The sequence below is a fragment of the Nitratireductor kimnyeongensis genome, assembly GCF_019891395.1.
Taxonomy (GTDB): Bacteria; Pseudomonadota; Alphaproteobacteria; order Rhizobiales; family Rhizobiaceae; genus Nitratireductor; species Nitratireductor kimnyeongensis.
On sequence record NZ_CP078143.1, the window covers coordinates 987889 to 1003953 of the forward strand.

Annotated in this window: 14 protein-coding genes; 7 read left to right on the forward strand and 7 right to left on the reverse strand. The window is 59.3% G+C overall.

What is annotated here, in order from left to right; genetic code table 11:
- Positions 1 to 42: 42 nt before the first annotated feature.
- From KW403_RS04630 to KW403_RS04650, 5 genes are all read right to left on the reverse strand, one after another.
- Complete coding sequence (locus KW403_RS04630; RefSeq protein ID WP_223021582.1) at positions 43 to 1044, reverse strand: ABC transporter ATP-binding protein; 1002 nt, start codon at positions 1042 to 1044, stop codon at positions 43 to 45.
- A gap of 12 nt (positions 1045 to 1056) precedes the next feature.
- Positions 1057 to 1887, reverse strand: coding sequence for a carbohydrate ABC transporter permease (locus KW403_RS04635; protein WP_223021583.1), 831 nt, complete (start codon positions 1885 to 1887; stop codon positions 1057 to 1059).
- 10 nt (positions 1888 to 1897) lie between these two features.
- Entirely contained in the window at positions 1898 to 2767 is an 870-nt protein-coding gene (locus tag KW403_RS04640; RefSeq protein ID WP_223021584.1) for a carbohydrate ABC transporter permease, read from the reverse strand.
- Between the two features lie 96 nt (positions 2768 to 2863).
- Positions 2864 to 4171 (reverse strand): ABC transporter substrate-binding protein, encoded by a 1308-nt coding sequence (locus KW403_RS04645; RefSeq protein WP_223021585.1) that lies wholly within the window; start codon positions 4169 to 4171, stop codon positions 2864 to 2866.
- A gap of 114 nt (positions 4172 to 4285) precedes the next feature.
- Positions 4286 to 5233 (reverse strand): sugar-binding transcriptional regulator, encoded by a 948-nt coding sequence (locus KW403_RS04650; protein WP_223021586.1) that lies wholly within the window; start codon positions 5231 to 5233, stop codon positions 4286 to 4288.
- 670 nt (positions 5234 to 5903) lie between these two features.
- Between KW403_RS04650 and KW403_RS04655 the strand changes: the two genes are divergently transcribed.
- The 7 genes from KW403_RS04655 to KW403_RS04685 all read left to right on the forward strand — a co-directional run bounded on the left by KW403_RS04655 (position 5904) and on the right by KW403_RS04685 (position 13399).
- A complete protein-coding gene (locus tag KW403_RS04655; protein ID WP_223021587.1) occupies positions 5904 to 7052 on the forward strand; it encodes a mandelate racemase/muconate lactonizing enzyme family protein in 1149 nt (382 codons plus the stop codon).
- Between the two features lie 7 nt (positions 7053 to 7059).
- On the forward strand, positions 7060 to 8109 hold the full coding sequence (locus KW403_RS04660; protein ID WP_223021588.1) for a LacI family DNA-binding transcriptional regulator: 1050 nt from the start codon (positions 7060 to 7062) through the stop codon (positions 8107 to 8109).
- Between the two features lie 26 nt (positions 8110 to 8135).
- Positions 8136 to 9572 carry an aldehyde dehydrogenase family protein gene (locus tag KW403_RS04665; protein WP_223021589.1) on the forward strand — a complete coding sequence of 479 codons (1437 nt, stop codon included), beginning with the start codon at positions 8136 to 8138 and terminating at the stop codon, positions 9570 to 9572.
- Between the two features lie 17 nt (positions 9573 to 9589).
- Positions 9590 to 10354, forward strand: a complete 765-nt coding sequence (locus KW403_RS04670) for an SDR family oxidoreductase (RefSeq protein WP_223021590.1) — start codon at positions 9590 to 9592, stop codon at positions 10352 to 10354.
- Between the two features lie 24 nt (positions 10355 to 10378).
- Entirely contained in the window at positions 10379 to 11467 is a 1089-nt protein-coding gene (locus tag KW403_RS04675) for a type 2 periplasmic-binding domain-containing protein (protein ID WP_223021591.1), read from the forward strand.
- Positions 11468 to 11530: 63 nt separating this feature from the next.
- Positions 11531 to 12865, forward strand: a complete 1335-nt coding sequence (locus KW403_RS04680) for a TRAP transporter large permease (RefSeq protein WP_223021592.1) — start codon at positions 11531 to 11533, stop codon at positions 12863 to 12865.
- Between the two features lie 9 nt (positions 12866 to 12874).
- On the forward strand, positions 12875 to 13399 hold the full coding sequence (locus KW403_RS04685; RefSeq protein WP_223021593.1) for a TRAP transporter small permease: 525 nt from the start codon (positions 12875 to 12877) through the stop codon (positions 13397 to 13399).
- 644 nt (positions 13400 to 14043) lie between these two features.
- Here KW403_RS04685 and KW403_RS04690 read toward each other — a convergent pair.
- On the reverse strand, positions 14044 to 14811 hold the full coding sequence (locus KW403_RS04690) for an SDR family NAD(P)-dependent oxidoreductase (RefSeq protein WP_223021594.1): 768 nt from the start codon (positions 14809 to 14811) through the stop codon (positions 14044 to 14046).
- A gap of 99 nt (positions 14812 to 14910) precedes the next feature.
- Positions 14911 to 16005 (reverse strand): substrate-binding domain-containing protein, encoded by a 1095-nt coding sequence (locus KW403_RS04695; protein ID WP_223021595.1) that lies wholly within the window; start codon positions 16003 to 16005, stop codon positions 14911 to 14913.
- Positions 16006 to 16065 lie beyond the last annotated feature (60 nt).

Below are 16065 nucleotides of genomic sequence, written 5' to 3' on the forward strand. Positions count from 1 at the left end.
CAAGACACCTTCTTTATTCTGCTTACCCTGTGTGCCGGACCATCAACTCAAGGCGTTGCCGGCGTCGTCGAAACGGTGCAGGCGCTCGGGGGACGGGGTGAGATAGACCGTCTCACCGTGACGCAATGCAAACTCACCGTCGGCGCGCGCGGTGAGTTGCCCGATCCCGTCAATATCGACATGAAGAAACGTGTCGGAACCAAGATGCTCAGCCACGCCGACCTTGCCCTTCCAGTGACCGCTTTCGGTAGAAAGCTGGAGGTGCTCAGGGCGCACACCGATTGTCGCCGCCCCCATCTTCTCTGCCTCGACCCCCTTGACGAAATTCATCCGCGGCGAGCCGATGAAACCCGCTACAAAAAGGTTTCGCGGGCTGCGATAAAGCTCCAGAGGCGAGCCCACCTGTTCGATGCGTCCCGCGTTCAACACCACGATCTTGTCGGCCATCGTCATGGCTTCCACCTGATCATGGGTGACGTAGATCATCGTCGTGTTGAGCTGATGATGAAGTTCGCTGATCTCAAGCCGCATGGAGCCGCGCAAGGCCGCATCGAGATTCGACAAGGGCTCATCGAAGAGAAACGCCTTTGGCTCGCGGACAATCGCACGGCCGATCGCCACACGCTGGCGCTGACCGCCGGAAAGTTGGCCGGGGCGACGGTCGAGATAATCCGTCAGGTTCAGGATGCGCGCGGCGTTGCGCACCTTTTCGTCGATCACCGCCGTGTCCGCTCCTGCCATTTTCAGCGGGAAGGCGATGTTCTTGTAAACGCTCATATGCGGATAGAGCGCATAGGACTGGAAGACCATGGACAAGCCACGCTTTGCCGGAGCGCGAGCGGTCATATCTTCACCGTCAATCAGGATCCGGCCGCTTGTCGTGTCTTCCAGGCCCGCAATCAGGCGCAACAGTGTGGATTTGCCGCAGCCTGACGGACCGACGAACACGACAAACTCATTGTCCGCAATCTCCAGATCGATTTCGGGAATGACGACGGTCGAGCCGAAGGCCTTGTGCACCTTTTCGAGTCGGATTTCCCCCATGGTGGTCGTTCCTTATTTGACGGCGCCGAAAGTGAGGCCACGCACGAGCTGACGTTGCGAAAACCAGCCCATGATGAGGATCGGGGCGATGGCGAGTGTCGATGCGGCCGAGAGCTTTGCCCAGAACAGCCCCTCCGGACTGGAATAGGAGGCGATGAAAGCCGTGAGAGGTGCCGCCTTGGCTGCGGTCAGATTGAGTGTCCAGAAGGCCTCGTTCCAGGCGAGAATGATGTTGAGAAGCAGGGTGGAGGCGATGCCCGGGACCGCCATCGGCGTCAGCACATAGATGATTTCCTTGGCAAGCGAGGCGCCGTCCATACGGGCGGCTTCGAGGATATCGCCGGGTATCTCGCGGAAATAGGTGTAGAGCATCCACACGATGATCGGCAGGTTCGCCATGGTGAGGACAAACACGAGGCCGATGCGCGTGTCGAGCAACCCCGCATCGCGGAACAACAGGTAGATCGGCACCAGAACACCGACTGCCGGCAGCATCTTCGTGGACAGCATCCACAGGAGCACGTCCTTGGTCCGTTTCGTGGGCGCAAATGCCATGGCCCAGGCTGCCGGGATGGCAATGAGCAGGCCGAGCAAGGTCGAACCAAGCGAGATCACCACCGAGTTCATGAAATGCTTCAGGTAGTCGGAGCGGCTGTTGACCTCGACATAGTTCTCCGCCGTCCACTCGAAGAAAAGGAATTGTGGCGGGGTTGCGATCGCCGCGCCTTCAGACTTGAAGCTGGTCAGCACCGTCCAGAGGATCGGAAAGAAGATGATGAAGCCCACCAGCCAACCAATGACGGTGAAGGTGATACGGGTGCGGGTGGAAACGCCACGGGCCATCGGCTCTCTCCTATTCCAGATTCTTGCCGATGAGGCGGACAAGGAAGATGGCAACGATATTCGCCAACACCACCGCAACGATGCCGCCGGCGGAGGCACCACCCACGTCGAACTGCAAAAGCGCCTGCACATAGACCAGATAGGTCACAGTGGTTGTTTGCACGCCCGGCCCACCATTGGTGGTCACGAGGATCTCGGCGAAAACCGAGAGCAGGAATATGGTCTCGATGAGCACCACCACCGTGATCGCACGCGCCATATGCGGCAGCACGATGTAAATGAAGCGGGAGAGAGCGCCTGCGCCATCCATTTCCGCGGCTTCCTTCTGCTCCGTGTCGAGCGACTGGAGAGCCGTCAGCAAGATGAGCGTTGCGAAGGGCAGCCACTGCCAGGACACGATCATGACGATCGAAAAGAGCGGCGCCTCGCCAAACCAGTCGACAGGCTGAAGGCCGAAGGTCCGCGCGATCCAGGCAAACAGCCCGTTCACCGGATGCATCAGCATGTTCTTCCAGACCAGCGCCGATACGGTTGGCATCACGAAAAAGGGAGCGATGACCATCAAGCGCACAATGCCTTGCCCGAAGAACGGCTGGTCGAGCAAGAGCGCCATCAGAATGCCGCCACCGACACTGATGAGGAGCACGCCCCCCACCAAAAGCAGCGTATTCAACAGCCCAGTGAGGAATGCGGGATCCGTCAGGAAAAACCGGTAATTCAGGAAGCCTGCCCACTCCTCCATGCCCGGCATGAGGAGGTTGTAGCGCAACATCGAGAAATAAAGCGTCATGGCCAGCGGAACAGCCATCCACAGAAGCAGCAGAACGACTGCGGGCGTCATCATCAGCCGGGCGCTGGCGCGGGTCTGTAGCGTGGCCATGAGCCTGCCTCTTCAAACCGAATGTTGACCGATAGGCGAGACCGGAATCGCAGCCGAGAGAGAGAGGGGCAGCCGCGATTCCGGGGGGTGGCGGGTTTACTTGGGATATCCCGCCTTTTCCATTTCGCGCTGGGTCAGGGCCTGCGCGTTGGACAGCGCCTGGTCGACGCTGGATTGCCCGGCAAGTGCGGCCGAGAATTGCTGGCCGACCGCCGTCCCTATCCCCTGAAACTCGGGGATCGCGACAAACTGCACGCCCACATATGGCACGTCTTCGACCGTCGGGCTGGTCGGATCAGCAGCCTGAATGGACTTGATGGTCAGGTCGGCGAAAGGTGCGGCTTCCTGATACGCGGAGTTCTCATAGAGCGAGGTCCGCGTACCGGGCGGCACATTGGCCCACCCTTCCTTCTCCGCCACGAGCGCACTGTATTCCTTGCTTGTCGCCCAGGCGATGAAGGTCTTTGCCGCATCGGTTTTCTGCGAGCCTGCCGGAACGGCCAGAGACCAAGCCCAGAGCCAGTTCCCACGCTTGCCGAGCCCCTTGTCGGGAGCAAGCGCAAAGCCCACCTTGTCGGCAACCTGGCTTTCATCCGGATTGCTCACAAATGAGGCCGCCACCGTGGCGTCGATCCACATGCCGCATTTTCCGGTCTGGAAGAGCGCCAGATTCTCGTTGAAGCCATTGGAGGATGCTCCGGGCGGTCCGGCATCGTTCATGAGATCGATGTAGAACTGCAGGGCTTCCTTCCATTCCGGCTGGTCGAACTGCGGCTTCCATTCCATATCAAACCAGCGCGCACCGAACGAGTTCGCCATGGCGGTGAGGAACGCCATGTTCTCGCCCCAGCCGGCCTTGCCGCGAAGACAAATGCCGTAAACCTCATTGTCCTTGTCCGTGATCTTGCGCGCGGCTTCGCCGATAAAGTCCCAACTTGGGGCCTCCGGCATCTCGAGCCCGGCTTCCTCGAACAAGTCCTTGCGGTACATGACGAAGGAACTCTCACCGTAGAATGGCGCCGCATAAAGCGTTCCGTCCATCGAAAGGCCTGCGCGGATGGCGGGCAGCAGATCATCGACGTCATAGTCCGCGGCGAAATCGAGTGGCACCAGCCAATTCTGCGCGGCCCAGATCGGCACCTCATAGGTGCCGATGGTCATAATGTCGTACTGACCGCCCTTGGTGGCAATGTCAGTGGTGACGCGCTGACGCAGGACATTTTCCTCCAGCGTCACCCATTCCAGTTCGATATCGGGATGCTTTTCCGTGAACGCGCCCGCAAGCTTTTGCATGCGGATCATATCGCCATTGTTCACGGTTGCTATTGTCAGTGTTTCCGCCTGCGCGACACCGGCAATGGTCATTGCCGAGCACGTCATCATGGCCAGAAGCCTCGCCCTCATGGTCTCCTCCCAAAGATTTGAGCAAATGCTATGTTAATGAGCAAATACTCACTTCACTGCAAAGTCAAGCCCTTCCGTCTCATTGAAATGGAAGCGAGTGCCCGAAGATCTGACTCAGCCAGCCTCCAGCAGCGCTGTCGCTGTCCGCTCATCAGTAATCAACCCGTTGACAATGTGGCGACTGACGGCCGCCTTGATGGCGGGAAGTTTTCGCGCGCCCATTGCCGCTGCTATGACGAGCGAGGTTCCTGACGACGGCAATGGCGCGCTTGCGACACGATCGTTCAGTCCGCCCTCGATGAAGGTTCCGTCTGTGCCAAAAGACCACCCCACGATCTCCCCGACCGCACCAGCCTTCTGGAGGGCGTCCAGCTCCGGCCTGGAAACGAAACCGTCTTCGAACACCGGTGCGTTATCTGTCATGTCGCCTATACCGACAAACGTGACATCCGCCCGTCTTGCCAGTTCCAGCGCCGGTCGGATCATCGGCTGCTCGTGGAGAAGATTCCGCTCCTCCGACGACGAGACGATGACCGGCAGGGGCATGGGAAAGCTGCGGGCCTTCACGGTATCCGCCATGGTGAAGATAACGTTGTAGTAGGCCGCCGAACCGTCGGGAGCGATATTTCCTGTCAGTGAGACGATGCGGTGTTGAGGACATTCCATCGGCGGGAGTTGTTCGATCGCAGCCTTGAGCGTGCGCCCTGTCCCGATCGCCATGACGATGGGCTCCTGTGAAAGCAGATGACGCTCAATCTGGGCCGCCGTCGCCTCTGCCACGCCGACTGTGGTCGAGTTCGATTCAGGATCGCTGGGCACCACTTCGGCGAACTGAAGACCGAAGCGCTCCTTCAACCTTCGCGCCATTTCCATGCAAGCAGCAATCGGATGATCGATCCGCACCCGGACGAGCCCTTCCGTAACGGCGAGGGAAACAAGACGTTGCGCCGACTGGCGCGAAACCCCCAGCGCCGCGGCAATCTGATCCTGCGTGTTCCCTGCCACATAATAGAGCCACCCCGCCCGGGCGGCGTCGTCCAGTCGATTTCCGCGTGCGCTCATACTTCTCAACTCTCGCCCTGCTTGTCACTCCGGTGATCGCAAGTCTAACGAAGCAACGGACAGACAACCAGCAGCTTCATGCCAGCGGAGATCTTCTAGAAGCAGGTTCGCCTTTCCCAAGCGCATCGGAACTCACCAAGCCGAATTGTCACGGCTTTAACAGCCAGCATCACCTATGCGAAGCGAAAGGGACGGGAAAGAGACGCGTCCCATAGAGAACCAGCGCTGAGTGGATGCGCTGACGAACGATGTCCCTGATGCGTTCAGGCACCTGATCGAAGAGTGAGCCTGCCAAATGGGTTTCCCCTCATGTTTCGGAAAACGGAGGGTCGAAGATGCTCAAGAACCAGCACAAGCCGAAAGATAACGCGTTCAGTGCCTGCAGATCATCCAGCATTGTCTCAAATATGTATGCGATGAGCGGCGCCTGAATCGTTGGGAAGAGCACCGAAAGCATTGATCGGAACGGACCCGGAAACTTGCTCTTTGGCTTTCGACGTCAAGGCAGGTCGCGCGCCGCGATCAGAGATCAGGACCAATCATCATTCGAACGCCTCCAAATTGAAGAGACGCAAAAGCGGCGTTGACTCATGGAAACGTTTCATTTAGGCATTTCAACATCAATGAAACGTTTCATTTCACGATGGCTGGAACGTTTAGGGAGAAAAGAATGAGAATATCACGTGTCGAGGCGATCGCCCTCAACCTAGACCTGTCGCGCCCGTTCAGCGGTGGGACCTATGTCGTCAAATCCCGCCCAACAATTCTCACCAGCGTCACGCTGGAGGATGGGACAATCGGGTCGATCTATGGCGGCGACGAAACCGACACGCAGTCGCGCATTGTGGAAACCATCAACGCCGTCTATGCGCCGAAACTTGTCGGCGAAGACATCCGGGATTTCCAAAAACTCTGGCAATTGATGTCCGACACTTTTGTCGACCTAGGCAACCGCGGCCTGCACCAGTTGGACATGCACCCCCGCGCCATTCTCATGCAGGCGATCAGCGCGATCGACAATGCGATGTGGGATGCCCGCGCCCGCCACTACGGCGTTCCGCTGTGGAAACTCCTCGGCGGCGTGCGCGACCGCGTGCCAGTGATCTCGATCGGCGGCTACTACCCGCCCGACGGCCAGGACCCGAGCGAAGCCATCGCCGAAGAAATCGACGCCGTGCGTGCTGCCGGGTGCATTGGCATCAAGATGAAGGTCGGTCGGATGGCCGTCGATCAAGATATCGAACGCGTTCGCGCTGCGCGCAAAGCCGGTGGTGACGACTTTGTCCTGACAGTGGATGCCAATCAGGGCTGGAAGCTTGGCGACGCCATCGACTTTTGTGCCGCCGCCGAAAAACTCGACCTTGGAATTCGCTGGCTGGAAGAGCCGTTGACCTGGCACGACCAGACCGACGGGCTGAAGCGGCTTGCCTCGAAGACACGCATACCGATCAATGTCGGCCAGGGCGAGATCACCGGCATTGCCTGTCGAGACCTGATGTCCAAGGGCGACGTCAACATCCTCAACCTAGACTGCACCCTCTGTGGCGGTGTGACCGAATGGCAGCGCGTCGCGGCCATGGCACGCTTCATGAATGTCGAGATGGCGCACCACGAGGAGCCGCAGATCGCGGTACATCTCATCGCCGCCAACCCCCATGCACTTTATGTCGAGATCTTCGCGAACAAGGCGCGCGACCCGCTACTTTGGGAGCTTCCGAGCAATTTCCCGAAAATCAGCAACGGCTACATGGAGGTCCCTACAGCCCCGGGCATCGGTGTAGAACTCAATCAGGACGTGATCGAAAAATATCGGGTTTGAGAGAGTTATGGCCAAGCGCACACATAAGGGATCTGTCACGATCAAGGACATCGTGGCTGAAACGGGATATAGCCTTGGGACGGTGTCTCGGGCGCTGAACGGCAAAGAGGGCGTCCGGCCGGGTGTGAAAAAGCGCGTCGAAGAGGCCGCGCGTTCGCTCGGATACCGCCCGAACCTTGGCGCAAGGGCCATGCGATCGAAGAATTTCGGCAACGTCGCCTTTCTGGCCAACATGTCGAACATTGCCTTCACCCGGATCGCCCAAGGCGCGCAGGGCTACCTGAAACAGCGCAACTATTCGATGTCGCTCTGTCATATCGACGACGAGGACTGCATATCGCAGATCGCCCATTACATGGGAAAACAGCAATTCGACGGGGTGATGCTCTCTCCGAATTGCGAGCCGAGCCGCGAATTGAGCGACGTGATCATCTCTGCCGGCCTCCCCCACGTCCTGATCAACCGCGTGATGCCGGGTCTCTCGGGTGGGGTGATCATCGACTATTACAGTTCGGTGGCCGAAGCGATGGACTACCTCATCGACCTTGGCCACCGCGGTATCCTGATCGTGGGCGGAAGCGCCAACATCCTGCCGACGACACGTTCGGTCCAGGCTTACCGGGACGTCAGGCGCAAACGCGGTCTCGACGGCACCAGGGAATATATTGCTTGCCGCCACATTGACGAACGCTGGGGCACAGAGGCGGTTCAATCCAACCTCGACGACATAAAGGCGGGCCGGATCACCGCGATCCTGAGCCTAAACAATACGATCTTTATCGGAGTCCTGAAGGAACTGCGCCGGAACGGCGTGACATGTCCCGCCGACGTGTCGCTGGTCAGCTTCGAGGACGGGCAGCTGCTCAGCCTTCTCGAGCCGCCGATCACCGCGATCGTGCGCCCCCTGCTCGAGGTGGGCGTCAGGGCGGCAGAGCGACTGGTGGGGCTGTTGGGAGAAAAAGAGAATGATGAGGACGCAGCGGAAGCCGTGCCGGTGGAAGTGCGCACTCACCTTGTAAAACGGGAATCGTGCGGCCCCGCCCGCAGGCCTGATTGAAGAATTGGAGGACTTCGGAAGAAATGATGGAACTTAAGATGCATATCGCGGGCCGTGCGGTCGCAAGCGCGAGCGGGAAAGTCTTTGACAAGATTGACCCTTCAACGCTGGAGCGGATTGGCACCGTCCCCCGTGGCGATGTCGAGGATGTGGAGCGCGCCGTCAGCGCCGCAAGCGCGGCGTTTCATTCCGAGGGCTGGTACGATATGGCACCGGCGGACCGGGCGGCACTGCTTTTCAAACTCGCCGACAGCATTCTCGCCAACAAGGAAAAGCTCGCCCGCGCTGAAAGTCAGGACGTCGGCAAGCGCCTGTCCGAAGCCGAAGCCGACGTCGTCGTGGCGGCTCGATATTTCCGCTTCTACGCCGGCGTGGCCGACAAGATCGGCGGCGAGACCATTCCGATTGGCCCCGACGTGCTCGATTACACCGTGCGCGAACCATTCGGTGTTACGGCGCATGTAACTCCTTGGAACTATCCGCTGCAGATGGCCTCACGAAGTGTTTCCGTGGCGCTTGCCACCGGTAACACCGCCATCATCAAACCCGCGGAGGATACGCCTCAAACGTCGATCATACTGGCGGAACTGGCCCAGCAGGTCGGGTTTCCAGAAGGTGTGATCAACGTCGTCACAGGCTTTGGTGGGGAAGTGGGCGACGCGCTTGTCAGCCATCCCGAGGTGCGCCATGTGACCTTCACCGGATCGGTCCAGACGGCGTCTCGCATCATGCAATCTGCGGCCAAGAACAACACCCCGGTCATCCTCGAGTGCGGAGGCAAGCCGCCCCATATCGTGTTCTCGGATGCGAACCTGGACGCTGCCCTGCCCGTCATCGTGAAGTCGATCACTCAGAATGCAGGCCAGACCTGCTCTGCGGGATCGCGGCTTCTGGTTGAACGCTCCATCGCCGACGAGACGATTGCCCGGTTGAAAAAGATGATGGGCGATATTGATCTTGCACCGGGCATGGATGACCGGGGCATGGGACCAATCGTCTCGGAAAAGCAGATCGTGCATATTGAGGAAGGCCTGCGCAAGGCCATCGAGGACGGGGACGAAGTTCTGCTCGGCGGTCGGCGCCGCACCATCGGATCAAGCGATCTCTTCTTCGAACCGACCATTGTCCGCGCCGCGACACCAAATTCACACATCGCGCGGCACGAAGTCTTTGGGCCGGTCATAACCGTGCTCGTCTTCGAGGATGAAACCGAGGCCTTAAAGCTCGCCAACGACACCCCCTATGGTCTCGCCACAGGGGTCTGGACCAACGAGCTTGGCCGGGCCTTGCGCCTCGCCCGTCGCCTGACCGGCGGCCAAGTCTTCATCAACAACTACGGCGCCGGAGGTGGTGTCGAAATGCCGTTCGGCGGCACCGGGCGAAGCGGGTTCGGACGCCAAAAGGGTCTGGAGACGCTCCGCTATTACACGCAGACGAAGAACGTCGCGATCAAGTTCAACTAAGCTTCCTGGAGGAATAAGTGTCTGAATACGAAGGAAAAACCGTCGTCGTAACTGGCGGCGGGGCCGGGATCGGCCGCGCCATCGCAACCGCTTTCGCGCAGGAAGGTGCGAATGTCATTATCGCCGACATCAAGGCGGACATCGCCCAAGAGACGGCCAAAGCGCTCAGCGGATCGACCGGACAAATCGTTGCTACGGCCTGCGATGTCTCCAAGCGCGGAGATGTCTTCGCTCTCGTCGAACTGGCCGTCACCAAGACGGGGCGACTCGACATCATGGTCAACAACGCCGGGATCGCGATGGCGCCGACCAACCTCGAGGAACTCGAGCCCGAATTCATCGACAGGATGATGGGCGTCAACTTCAACGGCGTGATCTGGGGCTGTCAGGCGGCGTTGAGCGTCTTCAAGCCGCAGAAGAGTGGCGTGATCCTCAACATCGCTTCGATGACTGCGGTCCGTCCCCGCCCCGGGCTTAACATCTACGGCGCTTCGAAAGCGGCGGTGATCGTCCTGACCAAGGGAATCGCGCTGGAGGTTGCCTCACAGGGCATCCGCTGCCTGGCGATCAACCCGGTTGCCGCCGACACCGGCCTTCTGAGCGACTTCATCGGAAGCGGCAAGGATCGTTCCGAGGGTGAAAAAGCCTTCGCCAGCACCATTCCGGTCGGCCGCCTTTGCCGACCTGATGACATCGCCAATGCGGCGCTGTTTCTCGCATCGTCCCGTGCCGAGATGATTACGGGTAGCTGCGTCGACGTCGACGGCGCCAGAGGCGTCTGAACCACATCCTAGGGAGGAAAAACGATGAATATCATTAGCAAGACCGCCGTATCTGGTTTGCTGCTGGCCTGCATGGCCAGCAGCGCCGGCGCTGAGGAAATGACGCTTCGCGCGTCGTCGACCTTTGGCGAAGGCCACGTCATGTGGCCCCATGCCGACGCCTGGATGAAAGAAGTGTCCGCGAAGACGAATGGCGACACCAGCTTTCAGGTCTTCACCTGGGGTGAATTGATCTCTGCCGGTCAGGATCACGACGGCCTGATGTCCGGCCGCGCCGACGTGTCGCTGGCCATGCTGCCAGCTTACGAGCGCGACAGGTTTCCCCTGTCCGAGGTCACGCTGCTGCCGCTGACAAAGTCGTCGCTGTCGATCGCCATGTCGGCCTTCACGGATCTGATGAACAGCGATGTCGAGATTGCGAACGGCAAGACCTATTACCAGCTGGAATGGGAAGATCAGGGCATGAAGGCCCTTCCCACCATCATCACGCCGGAATATCAGATTGCCATCGTGACCCCACCGGAAAGCCTGACGGACAACGACGCCCTGTCGCGCCTGCGTCTTCGGACGGCGGCCCGCACTCATGACATCTATGCGAAACTGATCGGCGCCAATACGATCTCTATGCCCGGCGGCGATATGTACGACGCTCTCAGCCGCGGCGCGCTCGACGGCAACGTGATCAGCGTCGCCGATTGGAGCACCTACGGTTTCGAGGAAATGTTCACGGCCTCACTCAGCGGCATTTCCCTCGGGCACTATCCCGGAGTGATCGGCTTCTCGAAAGCACGCTGGGAGGAGTTCTCTGCAGAAACCCAAGCGCTGTTCGAGACCGCTGCCGCGGAAACCATCGACGGGGCGATCGAGACGATTGCCGCCCGGACCGAAGCCAACCTTGCGAAGAACAAGGACCACGGCGGCATCGTCGTGGACGTCAGCGATTTCGATGAAGAGTTCCAGGCTCGATATCTCGAGGCGGTTGGTCAGACCTGGGTCGAGTGGATCGACGCCATGGAGTCGGAAGGCCATCCAGGACGTGCAATCGCCATTCTGTGGCGTGACCTCATCCTGAAACACGGTGGTGGCGTGCCAGAGTCCGTGAAGGACCTGTGATCCCGCACCGGTCCGGCAGCGCTGCCGGACCGGCTCACCGACACTGTGAAAGGAAGTTCGGCAATGGAGCCTACCTGGATCATCGCGACGACATTCGGTGCCTTTGCACTGTTTCTGCTTTTGGGGCAGCGCATCAGCTCGCTTCTCATCCTCAGCGGAATTCTCGGCATCTTCCTGATCGGAGGCTGGGATCTCGCGTCGTCGTTCCTCAACAACGACCCCTATCTTCGTGTTGCCAGCTACAGCCTGACCCCCGTGCCGCTGTTCGTGCTGATGGCGCAGTTCATCCTTCGGGCGCGGCTGGTTAACGATCTGTACCACCTGATCTACACGCTTTCGCGCGGAAGTGCTGCCCTACTCGGCGTGCTGACCGTCGTTCTCGGTGGTCTTCTCGGCGCCGTTTCCGGCTCAGGCACAGCGACGGCGGCGGCCATGGGTCAGGTGGCGGTTCCCGAACTCGTGAAGCGCGGCTATGGCGATTATCTGGCCGGTGCCATTGCCGCCAGCGCAGGATCCCTGTCCGCGATCGTCCCGCCCAGCATCATCCTGATCATTTACGGCGCCATCACCCAAACCTCGATCTCGACCCTGTTCATCGCAGCGATTGTGCCTGCCTTGTTTATGGTCCTCATCTACGCTGCATACGCGACCTGGCTTCTGGTCAAGAGCCTGCGACTGGCGAAGACCGGCTCCCCGCCGCAACAGACCCTTGCCGAGGATACGACTGAAGAGAGCCCACCGGGATGGGGGCGCTACCTCATCGCTATTCTGTCCTGCGGAACCATCGCCCTGATCATCTTCGGTGGAATTTATTTCGGAATATTCACCCCGACCGAGGCGGCGGCGGTGGGCTGTGTGGTCAGCTTCCTGACCGCTCTCGTTCTCGGTGCCGTGGACCGGCGGTTCATGGTGAAATCCGCGCGGGAATCGATCGACATCACCGTTATGGTCCTGCTCATCATGGTCGGCGCCCAGATCTTCGGACGTTTCCTTTCGTTGTCGCGGATCCCGCACAACTTGGTCGAAGTGGTGTCCGGCTTAGGCGACATGCCACTTCTTCTTCTCGCGATCATCCTGGCGCTTTGCTTCCTGCTGTTCATGTTCATCGAAGGATCGGCCGTGATCGTGATGATTGTACCGGTCGTTCTGCCACTGATCGTCAACATCGGATACGACCCGATCTGGTTTGGCGTCATCTTGTGCGTCCTGTGCGCCGGAGGCCTCCTGACGCCCCCTGTCGGACTAAGCGTCTATGCGGTTGCCGGTGTGACGGGGCTCAGGATCGACCGGTTGTTCCGCCATTCCACCATGTTCGCGTTTCTGGTCTTGCTGCTGGTCGGGGGGCTCATGATCCTCTTCCCCGGCATGGTGACCTTTCTCCCAGAACAGATGAAATAGGAGAGCATCTTGTCCTGCTTTTACAATCTTCACCGCTGGCTTATGCGGATCCTGTTCATCATCAGCGCGCTGGCACTCGCGGCAATGGTCATTTTTACCTCGGCGGATATTGCGCTTCGGAATTTCACGGGGTCATCCATCCCAGGAAGCTATGAATACGTGCAGCGATACCTGATGCCGCTTCTGGTCTTCCCTGCCCTTGCTCATGCCTATGAGAGCAACATCCTCCCCAGCACGACGCTGTTGACGGATCGCATGAGTCCCACGGCAAGACAGGCACTCTTCGTCCTGTTTCGGCTTATCGATATCGCCATCTTTGCCCTGATCACCTGGTTCGGGCTGCAATATGCCCTAGATGCGACCTCGCGGGAGGCTGCCTTTCTGGCTGGCGGCAACATGGTGCCACTCTATCCCGTCCTCTACATTGTACCGGCCGGCACCGGGCTTCTGGTGCTGGAGCTTATTCAGAGCTCGGCGAAGCAATTTCGCGAGGCGGCGGAAGTGCATGCAGAAAATCTCTCTGCCGGCGCATAACGTGGGGAGAAAACGCGGTGGATTCCAGTCGGAACCCACCGCTGCTCTAACCCGGATCGGGTCGGGGTCTGTGTGCCACAGGCCCGTTCTGGCAAAGCTCAATCGTTTCGCCTCTGCCGAAATGGGGACGTCAGAAAAGCAAGTAAGCCCAGACCCGCATCGGCGCTCCGCGTGCCAAGATGGTTTCACCGATCACAGGTGCTACTGCATTGATCTGGATGTCATAGCGTGTCGCCGACACCGGATCGGCCGCGTTCTCGGCATAGCATAGTTCGCAATCCCATTTGACTTGGTCGGCGTGCCCCCACGCCCGGCCGCTCATGCTGGGCGCGGAGCGATCGCCCCGACATCATGATCAGAGGTGGTCGTTGGCATGAGCGTTGACTGGCTCCGCGAAGGCGTTGGCCAGCCCGACATCGACCTGCACCAAGGCCACCTCTTGTGGGACGATCACCCGCTTCGCCAAGGCCGGCGCATTGCTCGATAATCACAGCAATATCGGTGCCGGCATTGGCGGGCGGATAATCAGCACCCCTGGCCTTGGGGCTGAACATCACTGCATCGGCGCCGGTTGGTGACACTCGCCGCGTTCCTGCAAGCCTTCGACTGCAGCCAGCGCTCGCAAAGCAGCCCAATTCAGGTTTTCAGATGTTCGGGTACAGGCTGCACCCGCCGTCGACGACCAAGGTCGCCCCGGTCATGTAGTCACTCATGTCGGAGGTTAGGAAGGCGAATGCATTGGCCACGCTGTCAGGCTTCTGCATGTAACCCAGCGGGATTGCGCGGTCGGTTCGCGCTTTATAGTCCGCATCTTCCGTATACATCTTCAGCGCCATACCGGCTCCAACAATCCCCGGAGCAACCGAGTTGGCGCGAATGCCGCGCGAGGCGAGCTCACGCGCAAAGCCGCGCATCATCGCCTTCATCCCGGATTTCGAGGTGTTGTACGGCGTAAGCTCTGGCCACGGCACATCCTGGACCCAGGAAGACGTGAAAATCAAATTCCCTTTTGCTTTCTCGCTCAGCCAGACTTTCGTCGCCCTCTGCGCGAGGACGAAAGCGCCTCGCAGGTTCACCCGTATCAGTTCGTCAAAATCGGCCAAGGCATAATTTTCAACGCCAGCGACATGAACAATGCCGGTGTGGCAGCATACGGTATCGGGCATCCCCAGATCGCTGATAATCTTGTGGTAGGTCGCTGCAACCTGTTCCTCATCCGCCGCATCGCACTGATAGAACGTTACGTGATTTCCGCTTGCCTCAAAACTGCTTGAGGCGACCTCTGGATCAACAATGTCGAGCGCCGCCACCCGCGCGCCCAATGCGCTCAGTTTGTTTACAACGGCCACCCCAAGCGCGCCGCACGCTCCAGAGAGCACAACGATCTTTCCGTTGAGATCCAATGGGTTCATGATGGTCTGTCCCTTTGCTGTTCTGGATCGGTTTATCCACTCTGCATGCTGTTCGGGCCACCCAGGCGGCCCGAACCACTGCAGATTCAATTGACAGTCTCAGTCCCAATGTCCGGGCAGGTCCGGATTGTTCAGGTCCTTGGCCTGCATATCGTAGCCCCCGCTCTTTCGACGCTCCTTGTACTTGTCCGAATAGAAGTAATCGGCATTGCTCTTGGTGACGACCGAACTACCGGTATTCATCAGAGGCACGTCAAAGCGCGGACGGTCGTTATCGGTGTCCCACATCGGGTCCAGCAGGCCGTGACGATCCAGGTAAAGTGCCAACAGTCCCATGTACCCGAAGGTGTAGGGGTCAGGCATGATGGCGGCTTCCAGCTTGCCTTCCTTGATGTAGTCCAGGACGTTTGGATTGGTGTCGAAGGTCAGCACTTTCACATCGGATCCGGCCTCCTGCAGCGCGGTCACCGCACCCATCGCTGCGGTCGGATTCACGGTGAAAATGAAATCGAGGTCGGGATGGGCCTGAATCAGCGAGGCGGCATCCTGCGCGCCCTTGATTTCGTCATGGCCCGGGTTGGTTCGGGCGACAATCCGTATCTCGGGCCAGTGGGTTTCCATGTTTCTTGTGAAGGCAGCGGAACGATTGTCCAGATTGACCTGGCCCACCGTCTCCATAACAGCGATCTCACCCTTGCCGCCCAGCTTCTCACCAATGTAATCGGCAGCCTTCCGCGTCATCAGATCTTCGTTGTGATTGATCCACATCGCCACCTTGGCACCCGGGATGGGGTTCTCCCCGATCACCAGAGGAATGCCCAGTTCGTTAGCGCGCGCTGCCGATGCGGCCAGCGGATCGCCGTCAGACGGGTTCACCATGATGCCAGCTGGGTCAAACGCCAGGATTTGCTCAAATACATTGATCTGTTCGGAGATATCCGCAGTCGTGGCGCCCATGTACTTGGTGTTGACGCCCAACTGACGCCCAGCATCCATGAAACCTTCATAGTAGCTGGTCCAAAAGTCATACCCGCTCAAAAACGTCAGAAGATAGTAGGTCTCCTCCTCAGAACCCACGAACGCGGGACGGGTGTTCGACGTGAACCCTTCAGCTTGAGCCCCCGGCGCGAATCCACCGGTCATCCCGGCAGCGGCGATTGCAGCAACCGCAACCGCTTTCAGAAACTTGTCCATCAACATAGATCCTCCCTTTGAAGATTTGAGTTTCAGTCTTCTCTTTTGCTTCCCATCTTT